The sequence below is a fragment of the Marivita sp. S2033 genome (assembly GCF_046592965.1).
Classification (GTDB): Bacteria; Pseudomonadota; Alphaproteobacteria; order Rhodobacterales; family Rhodobacteraceae; genus Marivita.
The window spans coordinates 186,030-209,094 of the sequence record NZ_JBISBV010000001.1; the positions used below are offsets into that span (position 1 = coordinate 186,030).

Sequence of the window (23,065 nt, forward strand, 5' to 3'; positions counted from 1 at the left end):
GTCAGATCTTCCAGCCGGAGTGAAGACAGGCGATGCCCATGCTCAAATTGCGGTACTTCGCGTTCTCGAATCCCGCGCTGCGCACCATGCCCAGGAATGTTTCCTGATCGGGAAACTTGCGGATCGATTCGACCAGATATTGATAGCTGTCGCGATCGTTGGCGATGGCCTTCCCCAACCGCGGAATGATGTTGAAGGAATAAAGATCGTAGACCGTCTGCATCATGTCGTTGGGGATCTGGCTGAATTCCAAGACCATCAAGCGCCCTCCGGGTCGCAACACGCGAAACGCCTCGTTCAGCGCCTCTTGCGGGCGCGTGACGTTACGGATGCCGAAAGAAATGGTGTAGACGTCGAAGGTGTTGTCCTGAAACGGCAGGTGCATCGCGTCGCCCACGACCCAGTCAAGGCTATCGTTCATTGCTGCGGCTTCTGCGCGTTTGCGGCCCTCGACAAGCATCGGCTCGGTCAGGTCCAAAACGGTGGCGTGGCCGCGCCCGGCGCGTTTCAGATACCGGAACGAAATGTCACCCGTTCCCCCCGCGACGTCCAACAGCTTTTGCCCCGCACGCGGTGCCAGCCAATCCATCATGGCGTCTTTCCACAACCGGTGGATACCAAGCGACATCGCGTCGTTCATCACATCGTATTTCGACGCGACAGAGCTGAACACGCCCTGCACACGGCCCGCTTTTTCGCCTTCAGGCACATCCTGAAATCCGAAATGCGTGGTTGTTTTGATTTCGTCTGCCATAAGCCTTGTCGTTTTGTCTGCCAGACTTTCTTATAGAGCGCCCACACCGCGTTACAATGCGACGACACAAGTCAGGATAGCCCAAATGCCCGAATTGCCAGAAGTTGAGACGGTTCGACGCGGCCTGGCCCCGGCGATGGAGGGCGCCGTGATTTCCAAGGCGGAGGTGAACCGCACGGATCTGCGCTGGCCGTTTCCGCAAAACATGGCAGAACGACTTGCCGGTACGCGGGTTCTGTATCTGCGCCGTCGGTCGAAATACCTCCTTGCCGATCTCGACAGCGGCGAAACCGCGCTGATCCATCTTGGCATGTCGGGCAGGATGCTGGTGTCTGGCGATCCGCTGGGGCAATTCGTGCACGATCATCCTGCTGCGCAAAAGCATGACCATGTGGTATTGTACATGGACAACGGCGCACGCATCACCTTCAACGATCCCCGCCGGTTCGGTGCGATGGACCTGTTCGCCACCAAAGAGGGCGACAGCCATCCGCTTTTGGCTTCCCTCGGGCCCGAACCGCTTGGGAACCAGTTCGACGAAGATTACCTCGTCAACGCGCTGGCAAGGCGCAATACGCCGATGAAATCCGCCCTTCTGGATCAAAAGACCATCGCCGGTCTCGGCAACATCTATGTCTGCGAAGCGCTGTTTCGTGCCAGAATTCACCCGACGCGCCCGGCACGCCGCGTGTCGAAAGAGCGCATCTCGCGGCTTGTTCCGCTCATTCGCGACGTCCTGTCAGACGCAATCTCGGCAGGCGGTTCATCCTTGCGCGATTTCCGGCAAGCCGATGGTGAGCTTGGATATTTCCAGCACAGCTTTGACGTGTACGGTCGCGAAGGAGACCCTTGCCGTACACCGGGTTGCCGATCATCCATACGACGGATCGTGCAGTCGGGGCGGTCGACTTTCTATTGCCCGACCTGTCAAAGATAGCTTGAACGCAACGGATCACATGCGTAAGGCTGCACGCCACAGATCACCGAACGGAGCCCATTCCCATGGCTTATGAGACGATTATCGTCGAAATCGAAGATCACGTTGCCACTATCAAACTCAACCGGCCCGACGCGCTCAATGCGCTCAACAGCCAGTTGCTGGGTGAATTGGCAAGTGCGCTGGAAGATGCCGACAAGAACGAGAAGGTGCGCTGCATCATTCTCACCGGTTCCGCCAAGGCGTTCGCCGCTGGCGCGGACATCAAGGAGATGTCCGAGAAAAGCTTTGTCGAGATGTTTATGGCCGATTATTTCGGCACCAAGGCGATGGCGGTTGCACGGACCCGCAAACCGGTGATTGCCGCAGTGTCCGGCTATGCGCTGGGCGGTGGTTGCGAACTTGCCATGATGTGCGATTTCATCATCGCGTCTGATACCGCAAAATTCGGGCAACCAGAGATAAACCTGGGCGTCGTTGCGGGCCTTGGCGGGACACAGCGTCTGACCCGGTTCGTTGGCAAATCCAAATCCATGGACATGCACCTCACGGGTCGCTTCATGGACGCCGAGGAAGCCGAACGCGCCGGCCTTGTAAGTCGTGTGGTTCCGGCCAAATCCCTGATGGAAGAAGCGCAATCCGCAGCGGACAAGATCGCCGAGAAATCCATGCTGGCCATCTTTGCCGTCAAGGAAGCGGTCAATCGCGCCTATGAGACGACACTGGCGGAAGGCCTGTTGTCGGAGCGTCGGCTGTTCCATTCGCTTTTTGCGACCGAAGACCAGAAAGAAGGCATGGAAGCCTTTCAGGAAAAACGCACACCGCAATTCCGCGACAGATAAGCCCGAAAAGGGTCTTTCCATAATGAGCAACCGGGGCTATATGCCCCGGTACATGCGTGTGATGCCCGCTTAGGCAAGATCCGATCCGGTCGATGGTTCCGGGCGTGCTGTCACTATGCAACCCGATTTGAACAAACGAACCAGGATAGATCACATGGCCAATACGCCCCAAGCAAAGAAACGTGCAAAGCAAAACGCAAGTCGTTTCGCCATCAACAAAGCGCGCCGTTCGCGCATCCGTACATATCTCCGCAAGGTCGAAGAAGCGATCGCGTCCGGCGACAAGGATGCGGCAACCGCAGCCCTTCGCGCAGCGCAGCCAGAAATCATGCGTGGTGTGACCAAGGGCGTGTTTCACAAGAACACGGCATCGCGCAAAGTGTCTCGCCTGTCAGCGCGCGTCAAAGCGCTCGGCTAAGCTTATCTGCGCGCCGGTCAGAGAATCGCCGGCTGTCCAAAATTCACCGGAAAATCAAGACGCCGTTCCGTTTGGGGCGGCGTTTTTTTGCCGACTTGCGCCGTTTTGCATCGAAATGCGCGAGATTGTTCCGGTTTGAGATTCTTTTCTGACTTTGCGTGAGTCAACATCGAAGTTCAGTTGATGCAGCCGGATCCATACGGGTAATGTCTGTCTTGCGAGTCACATCGCATTGGGGGGACAGGCTCTGCCGGATCGAAATCACACTTCAAACTGCCAAGATTGAGGTCCGCACCACAGGTTGATTGAAAATCGACCGCCTAGTCCGAATTGACGTCAGGGAAGTACCGAACACCAGTTGCCGGTGTGCGATTCCTATTGTGTGCCAACTGCTCAGCTTGCGCTGAGCGGGTTGCGCGACGTCTATCCCGGATGTGCCGCACGGGAGACAGAACATGTCTCTCTTTTTGGGGAATGACGCGCGAACAACGCGCTGACAGCGGGACACGTAAAATGACGGACGATCAGTGGGGCACAATTAGAGATGAACTTAGTAGGACCCTGGGAGAGAACAGCTTTCAAAGCTGGATCGAGCCACTGACCTTTATCGAAACCGATGACGGCATTGCCCGCTTCGGAGTTCCCACGAACTTCCTCGGAAATTATGTCTCGCAAAACTATGGCGATGTGCTGCTGTCAAAAATTGCGCGCTCGAACCCGTCGGTCAGACGCATCGTGTTCGAAGTTGCTCCCGCAACCCGGCACCAGCCGCCCCGGGACACGTCTGCAAAATCAAATGCCGTTGCCTCTCCTGCCGTCAACACCGCGCCGTCGCCGTCCGATACTCTTACCGGTTCTCCGCTCGACAAGCGCTTCACCTTTGACAATTTCGTCGTCGGAAAGCCCAACGAGCTGGCCCATGCCGCGGCCAAGCGCGTGGCCGAAGGGGGCCCTGTCACCTTCAATCCGCTGTTTCTTTACGGCGGTGTCGGACTTGGTAAAACGCACCTCATGCACGCCATCGCCTGGGAGCTGCGCACCCGGCAGCCGCATCTCAATGTGCTGAACCTCTCTGCCGAGCAATTCATGTATCGTTTCGTGCAGGCGCTGCGCGACCGCAAGATGATGGATTTCAAGGAATTGTTCCGCTCGGTCGACGTGCTGATGGTCGACGACGTTCAGTTTATCGCTGGCAAGGACAGCACGCAGGAAGAGTTTTTTCACACCTTCAATGCGCTGGTGGACCAGCAAAAACAGATCATTATCTCAGCCGACCGGGCACCCGACGAGATCAAGGACTTAGAGAACCGCATTCGCTCTCGCCTTCAAAGCGGCCTCGTTGTCGATCTGCACCCGACGGATTACGAGCTGCGACTGGGCATCCTGCAATCCAAGACAGAGACCTACAGCCAGATGTATCCGGGCCTCGAAGTGGGGGCAGGCATTCTCGAATTCCTGGCCGCCCGCATTGTCAGCAATGTGCGTATCCTCGAAGGCGCGCTGACGCGGCTGTTCGCTTTTGCGTCGCTGGTCGGCAAACCCATCACGATGGACCTGACACAGGAATGCCTGACCGACATCCTGCGCCAATCCGAGCGCAAGGTCTCGATCGAGGAAATTCAGCGCAAGGTCGCCGATCACTATTTGATCCGCCACTCCGATCTTGTCGGCCCTAAACGTGTGCGCACCTTCGCGCGGCCGCGCCAGATCGCGATGTACCTGTGCAAGCAACTGACCACGCGGTCCCTGCCCGAGATCGGACGCCATTTCGGCGGGCGCGACCACACCACCGTGATGCACGGGGTGCGCAGGATCGAAGAACTGCGCAAACAGGACGCGCAGATCGCCGAGGACGTGGAGTTATTGCGCAGATCTCTCGAAGCCTGACTCCCGCAAGGCGCAAATCGGCATCACGGCAGGACTTACTGCACGGCTTGCCCTTGACCCCGCCTTCAATCCGGCCAAAAAATCGCACGACGATAGGGGATGGATCGCATCCCGAATGACGAATACTGTCGGCCTCCGGCCGAGCGGAGGATATGGCATGAAATTCAGCATGGAACGCGGCACGCTGCTCAAGGCGGTTTCGCAAGCGCAATCCGTTGTGGAGCGGCGCAACACCATCCCGATCCTCGCCAATGTCCTGATCGAAGCCGAGGGCGACACGGTTCAGTTTCGCGCCACCGATCTCGATATAGAGGTTGTGGACCGTGCAATTGCGCAGGTTGAGCGCGCCGGGGCCACGACGGTGTCGGCCGTCACCCTGCACGAGATCGTGCGCAAATTGCCCGACGGCGCGCTGGTGTCGCTGTCCGAAGACAGCGCATCTGGTCGCCTGACCGTCGAAGCGGGGCGGTCGAACTTCTCGCTAGCCACTTTGCCGAAGGAAGATTTTCCCGTCATGGCGTCGTCTGAATACAGCGCCAACTTCTCAGCACCAGCACCGGTTTTGCGCCGTTTGTTCGACAAATCCAAATTCGCCATTTCGACGGAGGAGACCCGTTATTACCTGAACGGTGTCTACATGCATGTCGCCGATGGCGAAGACGGCAAAGCCTTGCGCTGCGTAGCCACCGATGGCCACCGGCTGGCCCGGATCGACGCGCCGCTGCCTGATGGCGCGGCTGACATGCCCGGCGTGATCGTCCCGCGAAAAACCGTGGGCGAGATGCGCAAGCTTCTTGACGATGACGATATGCAAATCGCGGTCTCGGTATCGGAAACCAAGGTGCGCTTTGCCACACCCGACATCACGCTGACATCCAAGGTGATCGACGGCACATTCCCCGACTACACCCGCGTCATTCCTCAGGGCAACACCCGCCGCCTCGAAGTCGACGCTGCCGAGTTTGCCAAGGCGGTAGACCGCGTGGCAACTGTGTCCTCCGAACGCTCGCGTGCGGTGAAACTGTCGCTCGACGAAGATCGGCTGATCCTGTCGGTCAACGCGCCCGACAGCGGCGCGGCCGAGGAAGAGCTGGCCGTGGCCTACGGCGACGACAAGCTGGAGATCGGCTTTAACGCCAAGTACCTGCTGGAAATCGCCAGCCAGGTGGATCGTGAAAACGCCGTTTTCATGTTCAATTCCGCTGGCGATCCCACACTGATGCGCGAAGGCAACGACACTAGCGCCGTCTATGTCGTGATGCCGATGCGCGTTTAAGCGGCCCTTGGCAAGGCCCGCGTTTTGCCGCTTCACATAAACCGCCTCACGCTGTCCCACTTCCGCTCGCATCTGTATGTGTCGCTGACGCCCGATCCGCGCCCTGTCGTGCTGTTCGGTCCCAATGGGGCGGGCAAAACCAATTTGATTGAAGCCGTGTCGCTGTTCTCTCCGGGGCGCGGGATGCGCCGTGCCTCTGCACAGGACATGACCCGCCGTCCAGAAGCGTTGGGCTGGAAGATTACCGGTGAAATCACCACGCCCGAGGGTGATCAGGACATCGCGTTCCAGTCCGAATTGGGCCAGCCCCGTCAGGTCAGGATCAATGACAAACCAGCCCCGCAAACGCGATTGGGCGAGCTTGTGCGTATGTTGTGGCTACTGCCTTCTATGGACCGGCTGTGGATCGAAGGCGCGGAGGGGCGGCGCCGGTTTCTGGACCGCATGACGCTCAGCTTCTTTCCCGGTCACGGCGACGCGTCCCTGACCTACGAAAAAGCCATGCGCGAGCGCAACCGTCTGCTCAAGGAGCAGGTGCGCGATCCGCTTTGGTACAAGGCGCTTGAGGCGCAGATGGCTGTATCGGGCGCAGAGATCCACGCCAATCGGCAAAGCGCTCTGGCCCGCATTGCGCAAGCACAGGATCAAGCCAGTACACGATTTCCCGCAGCCCAACTCGATCTGATCCAGACCGAGGGCGAGATGCCGGACGGCGAGGCCGATCTGCGTGCGGCGTTTCAGGAGAGCCGCTTTCGCGATCTCGCCGCTGGTCGCACCCTTGTGGGGCCGCACCGCGCTGATCTTTACGGGGTGTTTGCCGCCAAAGGCGTTCCTGCTGCGGACAGTTCAACTGGTGAGCAGAAAGCGCTGCTGATCTCACTGGTCCTGTCCAACGCTCGTGCGCTGGTTGAGGATTTCGGCGCACCACCCATCGTTCTGCTGGACGAGGTGCCGGCCCATCTCGACGCAACCCGCCGCGCCGCGCTCTATGATGAAATCTGCGCCTTGGGCGCGCAAGCATGGATGACAGGCACAGGCGCGGAACTGTTCAGCGAACTGGGCGAGCGCGCGCAGTATTTCGAGGTCACCGACACCGGAACCGGCACCGCCGTGACTCAGGTTGGCTCTCCCTGACAATGCCTCCGCTCAACCATAGGGGCAACCGCTAAATCTTGTGTCAGCGGCGTGACAACCCTTTGGCTTTCGCGTATAAAACCGACAGAAAAAAAAAGGCGATATTCATGGCAGAACCCGCACAGATCCCGGAAGAATACGGCGCAGATTCCATCAAAGTTCTCAAAGGCTTGGAAGCTGTCCGTAAACGTCCGGGCATGTATATCGGCGATACCGACGACGGCTCCGGCTTGCACCACATGGTGTATGAGGTCGTGGATAACGGTATTGACGAGGCGCTGGCCGGTCATGCCGATTTCGTGCGCGTCAAGATCCACGCCGACAACAGTGTGTCCGTGCGCGACAACGGGCGCGGAATTCCTGTCGATATTCACGAAGAAGAAGGTGTTTCCGCAGCCGAGGTCATCATGACCCAGTTGCACGCCGGCGGCAAATTCGACCAGAACTCCTACAAGGTCTCTGGCGGCCTGCACGGCGTCGGGGTTTCGGTGGTGAATGCGCTGTCCGACTGGCTCGAATTGCGGGTCTGGCGCAACGGCCGCGAACACATCGCGCGTTTCGAACGCGGCGACACCGTGAAGCATCTGGAAGTCGTCGGCGATGCCGATGGCGAAAAGGGCACCGAAGTCCGCTTTCTCGCATCGCTCACGACCTTTTCAAATCTCGACTACGACTTTCACACGCTGGAAAAACGTCTGCGTGAACTGGCCTTTCTGAATTCCGGGGTCCGCATCATCCTCGAGGATGAGCGCCCTGCCGAGCCTCTTAAAAGCGAACTGTTTTACGAAGGTGGCGTGCGGGAGTTTGTCAAATATATCGACCGCTCCAAATCGCCGGTCATGTCGGAACCGATTTTCATGGTCGGAGAGAAAGACGGCATCGGGGTCGAGGTCGCGATGTGGTGGAATGACAGCTACCATGAAACCGTCCTGCCCTTTACCAACAACATCCCGCAACGCGACGGCGGCACGCATATGGCGGGCTTTCGCGGTGCGCTGACCCGCACGATCAACAGCTACGCGCAATCCTCTGGAATCGCCAAGCGCGAGAAAGTCAACTTTACCGGCGACGATGCCCGGGAAGGCCTGACATGCGTGTTGTCCGTCAAAGTTCCTGATCCGAAATTCTCGAGCCAGACGAAGGACAAGTTGGTCAGCTCCGAAGTCCGGCCCGCAGTTGAAAGCCTGGTCAACGAAAAGCTTTCGGAGTGGTTTGAGGAAAATCCCAACGAAGCGAAACTGATCGTCGGCAAGATTGTCGAAGCCGCACTGGCCCGCGAAGCGGCGCGCAAGGCACGCGAACTGACCCGTCGCAAAACCGCAATGGACGTGAATTTCCTTGCTGGCAAGCTCAAGGATTGCTCAGAGAAAGACCCGGCGCAAACCGAACTTTTCCTCGTCGAGGGCGATAGCGCAGGAGGCTCTGCGCAAACCGGCCGAGACCGCCGCACGCAAGCGATCCTGCCGCTCAAGGGAAAGATCCTGAACGTCGAACGCGCGCGTTTTGATCGGATGCTGGGCAGCCAGGAGATCGGCAACCTCGTCATGGCGCTTGGCACCGGGATCGGGCGCGATGAATTCAACATCGACAAACTGCGCTACCACAAGATCGTCATCATGACAGACGCCGACGTCGATGGTGCGCATATCCGCACGCTGCTGCTGACCTTCTTTTATCGCCAGATGCCGCAACTCATCGACGGCGGTTATCTCTACATCGCGCAACCGCCGCTCTACAAAGTGATGCGCGGCAAATCCGAGGTTTACCTCAAGGACGAAGCCGCGATGGAAGAATATCTGATCCAGCAGGGCACCGACGGCGCGCAGCTGGTTCAAGGCAACGGCGAAACAATTCTGGGGCAGGATTTGGTACGGGTCGTCGAAGAGGCCCGTATGCTCAAGCGCGTGCTTGATGCGTTCCCGACCCATTATCCGCGCCACATCCTCGAACAGGCCGCCATTGCGGGCGCTTTCGTTCCCGGCGCTGTCGATTCCGATCTGCAAGGCGTGGCCGACATCGTCGCCAAACGGTTGGATCTTATCGCCCTGGAATACGAGCGCGGCTGGCAGGGCCGGATCACACAGGATCGCGGCATCCGTCTGGCCCGTATCCTGCGCGGCGTTGAAGAAGTCCGCACACTCGACGGGCCCATGATGCGCTCGGGCGAGGCGCGCAAGACCGGCAGTTTCACCGAGAGCCTGCAAGCCGTGTACGACAAGCCTGCCACATTGGTGCGCAAAGATCGGCGACAAACCATTCACGGTCCGCTTGATCTGCTCAATGCCATCCTTGAGGAAGGCGAAAAAGGTCTGACGCTTCAGCGCTACAAGGGCTTGGGCGAAATGAACCCAAGCCAGCTTTGGGAAACCACGCTCGATCCCGACGCCCGGACCCTGTTGCAGGTCAAGGTCGATGACATGACCGAGGCGGATGACCTGTTTACCAAGCTGATGGGCGACGTTGTGGAACCACGCCGCGAATTCATTCAACAAAACGCGCTCAGCGTGGAAAACCTCGACTTCTAAGCGGTTGTAGGTGAGCGCGTATTTTTTCGCTTTGTTGGTTGATGCGATTTTTCGCATTTAACATATATTCAGGGGTCTAATCTTTCCCGCACCGCAGCAGATGTGCAGAGCCTGACAGAAAGGGCAATCGCGCTGCATTCACGGCACCACTTTCTGCTCAAGCAAAACGCTGTTTTTCCACAGAGCCGGCGGAAAATGGTCATTCCCTGCACCGAGTCTCTCATGCACTTGCAGCACCAGCGTGTTCATGCCTCTCCGCATATCGGTTGTGCCACCCGCACGCCCGCCGGAAACGCGATCATTGCCCATCCACCAGTGCCGAGATCCGCGCAAGCGCTTCGGGCTTCATGCCCACTGGCACGGAGCCCCGGCGCCAGTAAAGAAGTGGATGGTTTTATAACCCATCAGAGTGCTATAATCTTCGCGCCGCATTAGGCCCGCCATCTGTTCCAACCATAGGCAACCTCAAGGTCTAAAGGCGTGGCTGCGTGAAGCCCTTGCCAAGAATCTCGCCTGTCGGCAAACCAGTTGGCGATCCGCCCTCCTGCTCGATTGTGATTTCGTAGAGCTGATCAACCGTCGGCGGGGGAAGTTCGGGAGAGCGCAGGACCAGAGACTCAACCTGCTCGATCAAACCGACGGAAACTGGCGGACCGTCGGGATCCGGCTTTGTCCAAACCTGCATGATCCGCCCATTCGGGATATCCACCGCCGACAAGATTGTAACCTGCGTGACGTTTCGCTCATTAGTTCCGATCAGCGCAAAAGGATTGCCGTCGTCGTTAACCAGAACTGCCACGACCTGCGGGTCCGGTTCGGTGACAACCATCCAACCGAGGACCGCCGAAAACACCAAAGACGCGGCCAAGGCATATGCCAGCCACGGCCGCTTGCGCTCAGCTCGCGCTGCCGAGGGTCGACCGCGCGCAATCCCGCGGCCTTCTACCGGCGGCAAAACCGGGCTGTCGTCGATCCCGCTCGATATGTTGCGCCAAAGGTCATCGGACGGTGCCAGAGGGTCTGCCGTATCATCGAGTGGCAGAAATCGGTCACGGCTGCGCCCGACCTCCTGCAAGAATTCCGGATCATTCTGTAAATCGTCCTCGACAGACCCAGTGTCATGGCCCCAAATGCCCAATACATGGTCGTCGGCACGCTCTTGCTTGTCACCGATCATGAGAGGCACTCCCGGAGTTTGCGAAGTCCGCGCGTGATCCAGGATTTCGTCGTGCCAAGAGGTGCATCGATTTTTCCAGCGATCTCGCCATGTGTGTACCCGAAAATATAGGCCATCAAAATGCAGTTCCGGGTGACCGCATTCAGCTGTCCAAGGCAGGTGCGCAACGCGCTGGTTTCCTCAAGCCGGTTATAACTCTGATCCAATAGCTTGGTGCGTTCGGCATGCGCATCAAGGTCTGCAGGTTCGCTCAGGATTTCCCGGCTGTGATCGCGCAGCATATTCAGTGCACGATGCCGTACAATCGTATACAGCCAGCCCCGGCCCGACCCGTGATCCGGATCAAATTGCGACGCCTTCGTCCAAACCTGAAGAAACGCTTCCTGCACTGCTTCTTCTGCCAGATCACGCCGCCTGAGAATGCGCATCGCGACACCGATCATTTGTGGCGCTTCTGCGTCGAAAAGCGCCTTCAGACCGGCGCGTTCGCCGCGTGCGCAATCCTGTATCGCCTGTGCGTGATCAATCACTTAACTGAGGCTCCGTCCCGCTCCGCTAGAGAACAGACGTTAGGGTCGTTTGGATAAAGCCTCAACATGCGATTTTGGTCTCTGGATGCAGGACGCGCGTCTGGCGCGTCCTGCGGTTGCGTGGAGCATCAGACGACAAAGAAGCCATCATCGGTGACCGGCGCGTGATCCGCGATGTTCTCAGCACTATCGGTGAAATCGAGGATCACATCTGAACGATCCACCGCACCGCTTTCGAGCGCATTGGACCAGAAATCAATGCCGGGTTGGTCGGCCTCCCGGTCAAGGATGTTCACGTACAGTAGCTCGAGGAAGCCAGACGTGTCCGTTCCGCCATAGGTCTCGGCGTATTCGCCTCCGGAAATGAAGGTCTCGACGATGAAATCAAGATCGTCATTGGACTCAGCGACGCCGCTCCAGAAGCGCAAACCAGCTTCATCCGGGGAGCGTTCGAACAGATCGTAAAGCCGATAGACCGTCGCGGCATTCTCGCCCTCAAGATCATAGATAAACGCACCATCCTGGAGCGAGATGCGTTCCACATCCACCAGAGTATCGACCCCTGTTGCGGAGGTAACGGTGATAGAGCCGTCGTCCATCAAATCCTGCATGATGTCAGTGCCTGCGAGTTGATATTCGACAACATCGGTTCCGCTTCCGCCATCAATCATGTCGCCGCCGCCTTGCCCAAGGAATTTGTCGTTTCCGTCAAGGCCATTGAGCGCTTCTGCGGCCATCGTCCCGATGATCAGATCAGCATCATCGCCGCCATTGGTGACGGCTCCGCTGGCCGTCAGGACATCAACGGACATCAACCGGCCCTCCTGATCGACGGCGACAGCTTTCGTGCCTTCTGAAACATTCACGCCAAGCCCGGCAAAGGTGTAGTCGTGCATGTCATTGCCGAGCGCCACTGCGTCGTCACCGGTTGCGGTGACGTTCGATCCCACGGCAATGCTACGCGCGCCTTCGGCAGTGGCCGCTTCACCAACCGCAAGACTGCGATCACCGCTTGCATCCGCAAGGTGACCGAAGGCATGCGCACGCTCACCGTTGGCCGACGCCTGCCAGCCAAAAGCCGTGGCAGCCGTTCCCTGCGCGCTGCTTTCCCCGCCGACAGCGGTCGTCGAGGTGCCTGCGGCATCAGCCATATCGCCAATAGCGAGCGAGTCGACGCCTGCTGCATTTGCGCCATTGCCTATGGCCGTGGCGTTGTCAGTTCCGGCCATGGCGGCTTCACCGACAGCAAGCGTAAAATCACCAAGCGCGGTGGCAACGTGACCCAAAGCGTGGGCCCGTTCGCCTTCGGCAAGGGATCGCCAGCCAAACGCGGTCGCTGCGGTTCCGTTTGCCGTGCTTTCGCCGCCAACGGCTGTGGTGGATGTGCCGTTTGCAAGAGCCTGATCACCAACTGCGATGGCATCGCGTCCAATTGCACTTGCGCCGTTCCCGAGCGTAATTGTGCCAGTCGTGTCGGTGGTTTCGCCATCGCCGAGTGACGCGTTTTGTGCGCGCGTTGCTATTGGCTGCATGACAGAGGCGGACCCGGACGCAGATCCCATAGAGGACGCCATCCCGTCACCGAAAGACGCAATCGCGAGTGTGCCGTCTGTGTCGGCGCCGACAAGCTGCCACCCAGAAACACCCACATCGGTGCCCAGCCCCGCAAATGTGTAGGCATGTTCGGAAAGACCCAGCGCAAATTCGTTCGCCTCATCGGCGATGACATTAGAGCCAATCGCCACTGCATTGGTGCCGGTGGCACTGGCAGCCTCACCGACAGCGAGGGTCAAATCTCCATCCGCTTCGGCAATATGACCCAGCGCATGGGCGCGTTCACCTGTCGCGGACGCTTTCCATCCAAAGGCCGTTGCGGCTGTCCCGTTTACAGAGATCTCGCCGCCGACGCCGGTGGTGGATGTGCCGTTTACCGTAGCTGTATCGCCGATCGAAAGCGCATCGACGCCCATGGCATTTGCGGCGTTGCCAATTGCGGTGGTGTTGTCGCCCATCGCATTGGCCGCTTCACCGATGGCAAGGCTGAAGTCACCCTCCGCTGAGGCAATGTGGCCCAGAGCATGCGCACGCTCTCCTTCCGCAGACGCCCGCCAGCCGAACGCCGTCGCGGCTGTTCCGTTTACGCTCACTTCGCCGCCAACTGCGGTGGTTGACGGTCCACCCGTAGCCGATGCGGCATCACCGATGGACAGAGCATCCCGGCCTTCTGCTATGGCAAGATTTCCAACCGAGATCGCACCGACACCATTCGCCGTAGAGACCCCTTCTGATATTGGGGCGCTCATCTCGTCTTGCGGCCGCGGATCTGTCGGCGTGTTCGCTGTCGGAAGTGCAACCGTCGGCGCGGTTGTCATCGGAGCCGCTTCCGCGTCGATCCCAAACCCGGCAATCCCATGAAGGCTGAGCCGCCCGTCGGCATCAACCATCAGGACACCGCCTTCGCCCGAAAGGCCAGCAAGGGTATATGTGGCATCCCCGCTCCCAATCGCGATTTCAAATGCGTCGGCGCTGACTTGGTTGCCAATTGCGATCGCGTAGTCGCCGGACGCACTGGCTGCTTCACCCATCGCAAGGGTAAAGTCCCCGTCAGAATCGGCGAGATGCCCGAAGGCGTGTGCGCGCTCCCCTTCGGCGGATGCACGCCAGCCGAAAGCCGTTGCAGCGGTCCCGTTCGCCATGCTCTCACCGCCAACTGCTGTGGTCGACGGTCCGCCAGTTGCCGTGGCGCTGTCACCAATAGCAATCGCATCGCGTCCATCGGCCGAAGCCGCGTTGCCAATGGCGGTCGCATTGTCACTGCCGGCAGACGCCGCTTCACCGATTGCGAGGCTGAAATCGCCATCCGCATCCGCGAGGTGGCCAAAGGAATGAGCCCGCTCGCCTTCTGCCGAAGCCTGCCAGCCAAAAGCTGTTGCCGCAACACCAAGAGCCGCCGACTCGCCGCCGACGGCCGTGGTCGACGCGCCAGTTGCGTTCGCCTCGTCCCCAAAAGCAACAGCATCCTCGCCAAAGGCACTTGCATCGTCCCCAAATGCGATGCCGCCCACGGGATCGGCCACGGCACCATCACCATCTACCAGCCGGTCTCCACCACCAAGCAAGGCAAGCTTGGCCAGTGCGCCATCGAGGCTTGACCCTTCGATCGATCCTGCCGCAACAGGAAGCGTGGCCTTGAAGCCGCCGGTCCCGTCAACTGCGCCACCCGTACCAGCGCCAACGCCTTCCGGAACTTCCGCACCGTGGATTACGATCTCGCGCAATGGCAATGGCATCAGGTCTTCGGCAGTGAATTCGGTACCGGTTACCGTCGAAAAGAAATTGTCGTCATCGGTCAAGTCATAGCTGTTGAGCGTCAGCATCTCGCCCGCGCTGTTTGCGACCGGATCGTTGTGGATGCCATCGCCCAAATTCTCAAGTGACAACAAGATATCACCGTAGGCGGGAATCCCTTCCAGCACCTCGATATAGCCGTCGCGATCGGCGTCATCAAAGATGGTTGGCGCGGTAGAATCGATTGGGTTGCCCGCATCGTCAAATCGGCCATGAATATGCTGAATGTGCAGTTGATCGGGCGTCAATCCTCGCGCAACCGTCGCAACCGTCAAGGTCTTTCCTTCGATCGCAACGAACGCTGTGGCCTCCACGCCAGAGCTGTTCAGTGCGGTCAAATCGGCCACATAGACGAAATCTGCAGAGTTCAGCACATTTTCGAGTTCGTTGAAGTACGTATTGGACATGAAAGTCTCCCATTTGGAGCGACAGAATTATTTCTGATTTCAGGCGGCTTTCAGGGTCGCAAACTGCGCAGCGCCAGGCCGAGACGTTTTGCGCCCGACACTGTAAAGACACGCGGGCCAAAGGTTTGGATGCAGAAGGCGGAAAATAAAGTTCTCGCGCCTTGGAGAGTCAGCTGTGGCGATTATACCGCGACACTCATACTACGCAGCCGATGATGACGAGTTGAAGAACTCAACGAAATCAACGATCGCGCTCTAGCGGAGTTCGTCGTCCAGTTCGAAGCACTTTTGCTAAACCTTGCGAATGTCTTCCACCGGCATCGGAATGCGGTCAGACACACCAGCTGTCCAATTTATAGTAGACCTTGGCAGACGGATGGGTCAGCGACAGACCCTCTTCACTGGATGCGAAGTTGAACACGGAACGGACCGAACCAAACACACGGGTGATGCTGGTTCCTGCCAACCCCCGCTTGATCAAATCATCACGGAATCTATTGGCATCGGACTTGGTGTACTCGTTCAGAGGCTTGTCACCACAAACATCGATCACGTAACCACAGGATCGTTCAGCTGTCCGCTTGAAGCCTTCAAATCTGTTTCTCGCCTCGAGGGTCAAGTAGGTCAACGCACCCTCTGAGAACGTCGGGATGCTCGAGTTGACCGGATCGGCAATCGGAATCGACGGAGACTGAGCCAGTCCATGCTTCAGAAGATACTTTCTAGGTAGATCGGCATCCTTCGATCTTAGATGGAACCAGAATTCGTCCAACTTGCATGCTGCGTGAGTGGCGCTGGCAGTGGCAACCGACTTTGATCGCGTCCTGAGAGAGTACGAGATTCCTCCAGACGAGTAGTGTCGTCTTAAATCACCGGGAGCTCTTCTGATGAAGTAGAACGTCCCGTCCTTTCGGAAGGTGAAGGGGGCTGTCATGTTCTCCGACATGTTTTACGCCTTGGCTTGCTTCGGGAAACGGCCAGTGCAAATCAATAGGTTGTACGGAGTTTGTGGTGCCGCTGAAGGGACTCGAACCCCCGACCCCATCATTACGAATGACGTGCTCTACCATCTGAGCTACAGCGGCCAATCCTGCGATGCCCGTGTCGGGCGGCGCAGGATGGCTGCTATTAGCATCGGTTTTCAGGCTCGAAAAGATCTATCTTGCGTTTTCGCTCAGGGGCTTTTCCACCACGGGTTCGGCTTCTGTCGTGATGTCTTGAGGCGTCTCATGCTCAACTGGTTTGGGATCCGGAGCGGATTCCGGATCAATGATCTCGACGTCAGGGTCGGTGTCGGTATCCTGCGTCTGATCCTCGATGGACCCGACGATCAGCGGCAGCATTTCGGCTCCGGCGGGGAGGACCGTTTCGCTTTGCGGCGGAGTGGTCCAGCTCAGCGTGTCGAAGCTCTGACAGTTGTTGCAGACGGGAGTCCATTCGCCGTGGATGGTTTTGCAGTTCTCGCACACCCATTGCGGACCGCGTGGGGCGGTCAGGGCGCGCGCGAGCCAGCCGCGCACGACGGCATCGGACGCGCCTTCGCCGCGCTCGATGGCCGCGACAATGGCAAGGACGCGGGTGTCCGGCTCGGTCTCGGCGAGGTCGCCAAGCGAACGTCGTGCTTGCGGGAAATCTTCGGCGGCGAGGTTCAACTCGGCCAGAAGGAGCCGTGTCTCGCGATGCTCGGGGCGGATCGCTGTGAGTTGCTTGAACCGTTTCAGGCGGGCTTCGGCGGATTCATTCGGCTCGATCTCGGCAAACGCGGCCGCGAGATCGGGGTGCGGCTGCGCCTGCCACGCTTTCTTGAGGATGCGCACCGCGTATTTCTTGCGCCCCTGCGCAATGTGGCTCCGAGCCGCCATTGACGCGGCGGGGATCAGATCGGGTGATGACTTGTTCGCCGCGATGGCCGCTTCCTGCGCCTCGATGGTTTTGCCATCATCCAGAACGCCCTTGGCTTCCGACAGCGCCAGCACCGCATCGCGGCGCTTGTGCACATCGCGCGGCAATGCACCGTGCTTGCGTTTGGCCTCCAGGGTTTTTCGCGCGCCGCTCCAGTCTGCCGATTGTGCTTGCAGCCGGAGCAATGTGTCCTGCACTTCTTCGTGCTTCGGCTTGATCGCGAAGGCACGTTCGGCGAGCTTGAGAGCGGTTGTCGTGTCGCCGGCATCGAGCTTTTGCTTCATCAACCCGCGCACGCCGACAAAGCGTGTTTCCTCATGCTGAACAAGCCGCTTGTAGACCTCTTCGGCCTTTTTGCGATCCCCCATCATCTCGGCGGCCTGCGCGGTGATCAAATCCGTCAGTTCAGGTTTATGCAGGAATTTGTCGGCCCGGTTGGCCTTCGCCATGGCGAGTCGTCCTTCGCCCGCTGCCAGAGCTGTCAAACCCTCACCCAACGCCTGAAACCCCTTGCGTTCGCGGTTGCGGTCGAAATAGCGCGAGATCGCGGTTTCATCGCCGTTGATGAACTTCAGCGTCGCGATCAGCAGCGTGATGAGTTTGAGCATGATCCACACTGCAACGATCAGCACCAAGGCCGCGATGACCGATTGAAGCGGACCAAGCGTGTACTCGACACCGCCTGCGGTGATCTGGATGCCGCCGCTGCTTTCCATGAGATAAGCAGCGCCCATTGTCAGGGCGGCGACGATGGCAACGAAAAGTACGATCTTGAGAAGAGACCAAAGCATCGGACGCCCCCTTATTCCTGAAGGAGCTGCTGGACGAGAGCGTCCGCAGCCGTTTTTGTCTCAACGCGTGTCTGTGCGCTGGCGCGCCAGTCCGCAAGTGCGTTCTGCGCCTCTTCGGGCAAGGCAGAAAGTTCGGACAACGCCGCCTCGATATTGCCGGCGCGCACTTCAGCCTCGGCCCGGGACAGCACCGCATCGGGATCGTTGCCCTCGCGCGGCGCAACCGAGCGCGCGCCAAGCTGGTTGGCGAAGAAGGTGGTGACGCGATTGGCGCCCTCGGAGCCTTCTGTCTGCACATTGCGCGCTGCGGATAAGGCGGACCGTGCGGCAGCCGGGAAATTGTCGATCAGCGCGCCTTGCGTGACAACGCCAGTTTGGGCATTCGCAGCGAGTGGCTCCGGTATGTCGACACCATTGGCGGACAGAACGTCGATGGCGTTTGTGTAGCCCGAGCCTGTCTCCAATGCGGCGGTGATTTCGGCCATTGCGGCGCGTGATGCAGCCAATGTAGATTTGGTTTCCGCGTTGCTTTCGGCCTCGACGGCCTCTTTGGCCATCTGAGTGACTTCGGCGCGCTGCGCCTCGACCTCGGCTTGCAGGTCTTCCAATGCGCGTTCGTAGGCGGCAATCGCTTCGGGCGAAACCGCCTGTTCCATCGGACGCTTTTCCAGCGCATCCAGACGAGAGGTTATCTCGTCAAGTCTTGCGCTGGTGTCGTTCGCTGTCGTTTGAAGCGCGGCGATTTGCTCTTCCATCGGGGTGAGATCAACGGTGGGGATCTCGGTGCTTTCAAGAGTCTCAAGGCGCGTCGACAGGTCGGCCAGAGACCCGTCCTGAGTGGCGAGAGTCTCGCGCACCTCGCCTTCGAACGCATCGGGTTCAGTGGATGCAAATGGCCAGACGTCTTGCGATACATAGGCCGCGACCCCGTATCCCAGCGCGGCAGCCGCCACCCCGCCAAGCAGCATGGGAACAAATCCGCCCTTCCGCTCGATGGTGGTTTCCCGCACAACTTGCGGCGCGACAGGCAACTGTGTCGGGTCGTCAGCGGGTTTGGGCTCGGCGGAGGCTGCTTCAACGTTCTCGGCGTCGTTGAGCATTTGCTCGGCTTCATCCTTGGTCAGATGATCGTCGAGCGGCTCGCTCTTGGTGGTCTCGTCCGCCCCGGCATCCTTCTCAGCGGGGTCAGTCTTGTCGGCAGGCTCCGTTTTGTCTGATGTCGTGCCGTCGTCCTCGATGGGCGTGTCCGCCACAGGCGCGTCTGATTTTTCAGGAGTGTCGGATTCGGTGTCAGCCTTTTTGTCGTCCGAGGTGTAAGCATCCACTGCCTCGACCGCCTCGGACGCGGTTTTCATATCTGTGGCCGAGCTTTTCGATGGTTCCGTTGCCTCCACATCCTTATCCGTCTGGGGGGCATTCCCTCCGGTTTTTTCGGAGGTTTTGTTAGTGCTCTTGCGTTTGGCCACCGATACTTCCTTCAAATCTTACAAGTCTGCGCGACAGGACTTTCAATATTATAACGTCATTCCGGCGGTGCGCACGCCTGTGACTGTCTCACCATCTCCGCCACCAACTCCGACATCCCGTCGCGATTTGGGGTCTTGGCCACCTGCGTTCGCGCCGCAGATCCGACCGGCAGGGCATCTGCCACCGCCTGGCTGATCGCGGCAAAGCGGATTGCGCTTATTCTTTCCGATTCGCGGCCCAGTTGCTCCGCGGTTCTGGGAGAGAATACCGGTGCAATGACCGGTCTGTCTTGCGACAAAGCATCTTTCACCGCAGGCTCCAATGGCTCAAGCCTCTGTTTATAGAGAACAGATTCATACGTTGGCACGCCTTTTTCGGTCAATCTTTGCGCAATATCGCCGATTGCATTTTCCCCTCTGAGGTGCAGGAGCGGCCCAGGGTAGCCGCGATCCAGCACATAGTGAACCAATCGATCGGCATTGCCACCTGCAACATCGACCTGAAAACCAAACGCTTTGAGCGCCGATGCCGTTCCCTCGGCCACCGCGATTGCCGGCACCTTCAAGGGCAATCCGCCCAGCGCGTCAAAGGCATGTAGAGCGTTCGAGGATGTGAAGATCAAGCCGTTTATCCCGTCAAATGACGGCAACGGGCCGGTGACTTCGATCGAAAGCAGCGGGTTGATCATCACATCGACTGCGGCGCGGATCGGCTCTGGCAACGCCGCCCAGAACGCGTCTGACGCCGCTTTGGGACGGGTCAGCAGCAAGAGAGGGCGCGTGACAGCCATTCAATCCGTGTCATTGTGAGCAGCATCCGACGGTGGTATCTGCTTCAACCCATAGGTGCAACGGAAAGTCGGATGAACAAGGAAATCACCGTTCTGGGTCTGGAGAGCAGTTGCGACGACACCGCAGCCGCGATCGTGCGCGGGCGAGACATCCTGTCTTCTGTCGTCGCCGATCAAACTGCCCTGCACGCTGCGTATGGCGGTGTCGTTCCGGAGATCGCCGCGCGCGCCCATGCCGAGAAGCTCGATCTGTGTATCGAGCGTGCGCTGGATGATGCGAAGGTGACCCTTAACGACATCGACGTCATTGCCGTGACTGCCGGCCCCGGCCTGATCGGGGGGGTGCTGTCGGGCGTGATGATGGCTAAGGGGCTGTCGGCTGCCACTGGCACGCCGATGATTGGCGTCAATCATCTGGCCGGTCACGCGCTGACACCGCGCCTGACCGACAATGTGGGCTATCCATATCTCATTCTTCTGGTGTCCGGAGGACATTGCCAGTTCTTGCGTGTCGATGGACCGACCGCGTTTTCGCGGCTGGGAAGCACGATCGACGACGCGCCTGGGGAAGCATTTGACAAGACCGCGCGCCTGCTTGGCCTGACCCAACCCGGCGGACCGGCGGTTGAGCGAAGCGCTCTGAGTGGGGACGAGTCACGGTTCGCCTTTCCGCGCCCCCTGCTGGATCGCGCCGGATGCGATCTCTCGTTCTCGGGCCTGAAGACCGCGTTGCTGCGCCAGCGCGATGCGCTGATTGCCGACCAGGGCGGGCTTCATCCGCAAGATGTGTCCGATCTCTGCGCCGGATTTCAAGCTGCGGTGCGGGATGTTTTGGTGGAAAAATCCCGCCGCGCCCTGGACGCCTCGACCGGCATTACCGGTTTTGCCGTTGCTGGCGGTGTTGCCGCGAATACGGAGTTGCGCGCTGCGCTGAAGGCTCTGAGCGCTGCGCGTGATTTGCCCTTCATCGCGCCGCCGCTGGCCCTGTGCACCGACAACGCCGCAATGATCGCCTATGCGGGGGCCGAGATTTTTGCCGAAACCGGAGCGGACGATCTGTCACTTTCCGCCCGCCCCAGGTGGCCTTTGGATCAAAGCGCGCCGGCGGCACTGGGCGGCGGGCGCAAGGGTGCAAAAGCATGATCGGGGTCTTTGGAGCGGGAGCGTTCGGCACCGCCTTGGCAATTGCACTGGCAAAGACCGGCGAGCGCGTCACACTACGCGCCCGGTCGGTGGCGCAGGCAGACGACATGGCAAAGCAGCGCATCAACGCGGCCTACCTGCCTGATGCAACATTCCCTGACACTTTGTCCGTCACTTGCGAGATCGGCGATCTGGCTGCAAGCGATGTGATCCTCGTCGCCGTTCCGCTGCAACAGGTGCGCGCCGCATTAAGCAGCTGCGCATTGCCCAAGGTTCCCATCGTCGCCTGCTGCAAGGGCATCGAGCTTTCGTCCGGCCTAGGCCCCACCGGCGTTATTGGCGAGGTCATGCAGGACGCGGTCACTGCAATCCTGACAGGCCCGAGCTTTGCGACCGACATCGCGATCGGGCGTCCGACCGCGCTGACGCTGGCGTGCAAGGATACGCGGATCGGCGCGAGGCTTCAGGATCAGCTCACCACACCGACGCTGCGCCTTTACCGCACGACCGACACGATTGGCGCGGAACTGGGCGGCGCGCTGAAGAACGTGTTTGCGATCGCCTGCGGTGCGGTCATCGGCGCGGGGCTTGGAGATAGTGCGCGTGCCGCGACGATGACCCGTGGTTTTGCGGAAATGCAACGTATCGGCACAGCGTTTGGCGCGCGGACGGACACGCTGATGGGTCTGTCGGGTCTGGGGGATCTGGCACTTACCTGCACCTCGGACCTGTCGCGCAATTACCGGCTGGGCCTGTCTTTGGGGCAAGGCAAGCCGTTTGATCCAAACGTCACAGTCGAAGGCGCGGCAACCGCGCGCGCGATGGCGGATATAGCGGACAAACGGGGGCTCGACGTTCCTTTGACGCGCACAGTCACACATTTGCTTGACGGATCGACCACGATTTCCGATGCCATAGGCGATCTCATGACTCGTCCACTGAAGGAAGAATGAATGCTTGTCGCCTTGATTGCCCGAGACAGATCCGGCGCCCTGGAAACGCGCAAAGCCAACCGAGACGCGCATCTGGCCTATATCGACGCGACTGGTGTGGTCGAGCAGGCAGGACCGTTGCTGGACGAGGATGACCAGATGATCGGGTCTCTGGTGGTGCTGGATGTCGCGGATATGGCGGCGGCCAGGACCTGGGCCGACAATGATCCTTATGCCAAGGCGGGATTGTTCCAGACGGTTGATCTGATCCCGTGGAAGCGAGTGATACAGAGATGAAATACTGGCTTTTCAAATCCGAACCGTCGGCATGGTCGTGGGACCAACAGGTGGCCAAGGGCGACGCCGGTGAAGAGTGGGACGGTGTGCGGAACTATCAAGCGCGCAACTTCATGCGCGACATGTCGGTGGGTGATCGCGGGTTCTTTTACCACTCGCAGACGGAGAAGGCGATTGTCGGCATTGTCGAGGTGATCGCAGAGGCCCATCCCGAGAGCACAACGGATGATGATCGCTGGGAGTGCGTGGATATCAAGGCGATCAAGCCTGTGAAAACACCCGTGACCCTGAACCAGATCAAGGCAGACGAGCGTCTGTCGGAAATGGTGCTGGTGAACAATTCGCGGCTATCCGTTCAGCCAGTTTCGGCTGAAGAGTGGCGTATTGTATGTGATCTGGCAGGTGTTTCCGCTTAAGGTGCCTGATGGCTGAGCAAGAAATGTACGGGGGGTCGCGGCTTGCGCCGAAACCCCCCGTCCCCGCGCTCCCAAGTCACCACGCGCGTCAA

19 protein-coding genes and 1 tRNA gene are annotated in these 23,065 nt (G+C 59.3%); 11 read left to right on the forward strand and 9 right to left on the reverse strand.

What is annotated here, in order from left to right; genetic code table 11:
* Nucleotide 1 precedes the first annotated feature (1 nt).
* Nucleotides 2–754, reverse strand: a complete 753-nt coding sequence (ubiE, locus tag ACGKZZ_RS00910) for a bifunctional demethylmenaquinone methyltransferase/2-methoxy-6-polyprenyl-1,4-benzoquinol methylase UbiE (RefSeq protein WP_411221550.1) — start codon at nt 752–754, stop codon at nt 2–4.
* 85 nt (nt 755–839) lie between these two features.
* Between ubiE and mutM the strand changes: the two genes are divergently transcribed.
* From mutM to gyrB, 7 genes are all read left to right on the forward strand, one after another.
* Nucleotides 840–1,691: a bifunctional DNA-formamidopyrimidine glycosylase/DNA-(apurinic or apyrimidinic site) lyase gene (gene mutM / locus ACGKZZ_RS00915; protein ID WP_411221551.1), complete on the forward strand. Its 852-nt coding sequence runs from the start codon at nt 840–842 to the stop codon at nt 1,689–1,691.
* 65 nt (nt 1,692–1,756) lie between these two features.
* Nucleotides 1,757–2,533: an enoyl-CoA hydratase gene (locus ACGKZZ_RS00920; protein WP_411221552.1), complete on the forward strand. Its 777-nt coding sequence runs from the start codon at nt 1,757–1,759 to the stop codon at nt 2,531–2,533.
* 154 nt (nt 2,534–2,687) lie between these two features.
* Nucleotides 2,688–2,951, forward strand: coding sequence for a 30S ribosomal protein S20 (rpsT, locus tag ACGKZZ_RS00925; RefSeq protein WP_411221553.1), 264 nt, complete (start codon nt 2,688–2,690; stop codon nt 2,949–2,951).
* Nucleotides 2,952–3,464: 513 nt separating this feature from the next.
* Entirely contained in the window at nt 3,465–4,838 is a 1,374-nt protein-coding gene (gene dnaA, locus ACGKZZ_RS00930) for a chromosomal replication initiator protein DnaA (protein ID WP_411221554.1), read from the forward strand.
* A gap of 157 nt (nt 4,839–4,995) precedes the next feature.
* Nucleotides 4,996–6,114 carry a DNA polymerase III subunit beta gene (dnaN, locus tag ACGKZZ_RS00935; protein ID WP_411221555.1) on the forward strand — a complete coding sequence of 373 codons (1,119 nt, stop codon included), beginning with the start codon at nt 4,996–4,998 and terminating at the stop codon, nt 6,112–6,114.
* A 24-nt stretch (nt 6,115–6,138) separates the two neighbouring features.
* Entirely contained in the window at nt 6,139–7,248 is a 1,110-nt protein-coding gene (recF, locus tag ACGKZZ_RS00940) for a DNA replication/repair protein RecF (RefSeq protein WP_411221556.1), read from the forward strand.
* A 107-nt stretch (nt 7,249–7,355) separates the two neighbouring features.
* Nucleotides 7,356–9,773: a DNA topoisomerase (ATP-hydrolyzing) subunit B gene (gyrB, locus tag ACGKZZ_RS00945; protein ID WP_411221557.1), complete on the forward strand. Its 2,418-nt coding sequence runs from the start codon at nt 7,356–7,358 to the stop codon at nt 9,771–9,773.
* 472 nt (nt 9,774–10,245) lie between these two features.
* On the opposite strand, the gene ACGKZZ_RS00950 is transcribed toward gyrB, so the two are convergent.
* The 8 genes from ACGKZZ_RS00950 to ACGKZZ_RS00985 form a co-directional block, all read right to left on the reverse strand.
* The gene (locus tag ACGKZZ_RS00950) at nt 10,246–10,950 is read right to left on the reverse strand and encodes an anti-sigma factor domain-containing protein (protein ID WP_411221558.1); all 705 of its coding nucleotides are present in this window, start codon (nt 10,948–10,950) and stop codon (nt 10,246–10,248) included.
* Complete coding sequence (locus ACGKZZ_RS00955; protein ID WP_411221559.1) at nt 10,947–11,480, reverse strand: sigma-70 family RNA polymerase sigma factor; 534 nt, start codon at nt 11,478–11,480, stop codon at nt 10,947–10,949. Before ACGKZZ_RS00955 ends, ACGKZZ_RS00950 begins: the two co-directional genes overlap by 4 nt.
* 128 nt (nt 11,481–11,608) lie before the next feature.
* Complete coding sequence (locus ACGKZZ_RS00960; RefSeq protein WP_411221560.1) at nt 11,609–15,235, reverse strand: DUF4214 domain-containing protein; 3,627 nt, start codon at nt 15,233–15,235, stop codon at nt 11,609–11,611.
* Nucleotides 15,236–15,566: 331 nt separating this feature from the next.
* A complete protein-coding gene (locus ACGKZZ_RS00965) occupies nt 15,567–16,181 on the reverse strand; it encodes a DUF6538 domain-containing protein (RefSeq protein ID WP_411221561.1) in 615 nt (204 codons plus the stop codon).
* Nucleotides 16,182–16,244: 63 nt separating this feature from the next.
* A tRNA-Thr gene (locus tag ACGKZZ_RS00970) sits at nt 16,245–16,320 on the reverse strand.
* A 72-nt stretch (nt 16,321–16,392) separates the two neighbouring features.
* Complete coding sequence (locus ACGKZZ_RS00975) at nt 16,393–17,928, reverse strand: heme biosynthesis protein HemY (protein WP_411221562.1); 1,536 nt, start codon at nt 17,926–17,928, stop codon at nt 16,393–16,395.
* 11 nt (nt 17,929–17,939) lie between these two features.
* Nucleotides 17,940–19,283: a hypothetical protein gene (locus ACGKZZ_RS00980; protein ID WP_411221563.1), complete on the reverse strand. Its 1,344-nt coding sequence runs from the start codon at nt 19,281–19,283 to the stop codon at nt 17,940–17,942.
* A 167-nt stretch (nt 19,284–19,450) separates the two neighbouring features.
* Entirely contained in the window at nt 19,451–20,185 is a 735-nt protein-coding gene (locus ACGKZZ_RS00985) for a uroporphyrinogen-III synthase (RefSeq protein WP_411221564.1), read from the reverse strand.
* Between the two features lie 72 nt (nt 20,186–20,257).
* On the opposite strand from ACGKZZ_RS00985, the gene tsaD reads away from it, so the two are divergent.
* From tsaD to ACGKZZ_RS01005, 4 genes are read left to right on the forward strand one after another with little or no spacing between them, the layout of a single operon-like run.
* A complete protein-coding gene (gene tsaD, locus ACGKZZ_RS00990; RefSeq protein ID WP_411221565.1) occupies nt 20,258–21,328 on the forward strand; it encodes a tRNA (adenosine(37)-N6)-threonylcarbamoyltransferase complex transferase subunit TsaD in 1,071 nt (356 codons plus the stop codon).
* Nucleotides 21,325–22,281: an NAD(P)H-dependent glycerol-3-phosphate dehydrogenase gene (locus tag ACGKZZ_RS00995; protein ID WP_411221566.1), complete on the forward strand. Its 957-nt coding sequence runs from the start codon at nt 21,325–21,327 to the stop codon at nt 22,279–22,281. The genes tsaD and ACGKZZ_RS00995 overlap by 4 nt, the downstream gene beginning before the upstream one ends.
* On the forward strand, nt 22,282–22,557 hold the full coding sequence (locus tag ACGKZZ_RS01000) for a YciI family protein (protein ID WP_411221567.1): 276 nt from the start codon (nt 22,282–22,284) through the stop codon (nt 22,555–22,557).
* Entirely contained in the window at nt 22,554–22,973 is a 420-nt protein-coding gene (locus ACGKZZ_RS01005) for an EVE domain-containing protein (protein ID WP_411221568.1), read from the forward strand. Before ACGKZZ_RS01000 ends, ACGKZZ_RS01005 begins: the two co-directional genes overlap by 4 nt.
* The last annotated feature ends 92 nt before the right edge of the window (nt 22,974–23,065 follow it).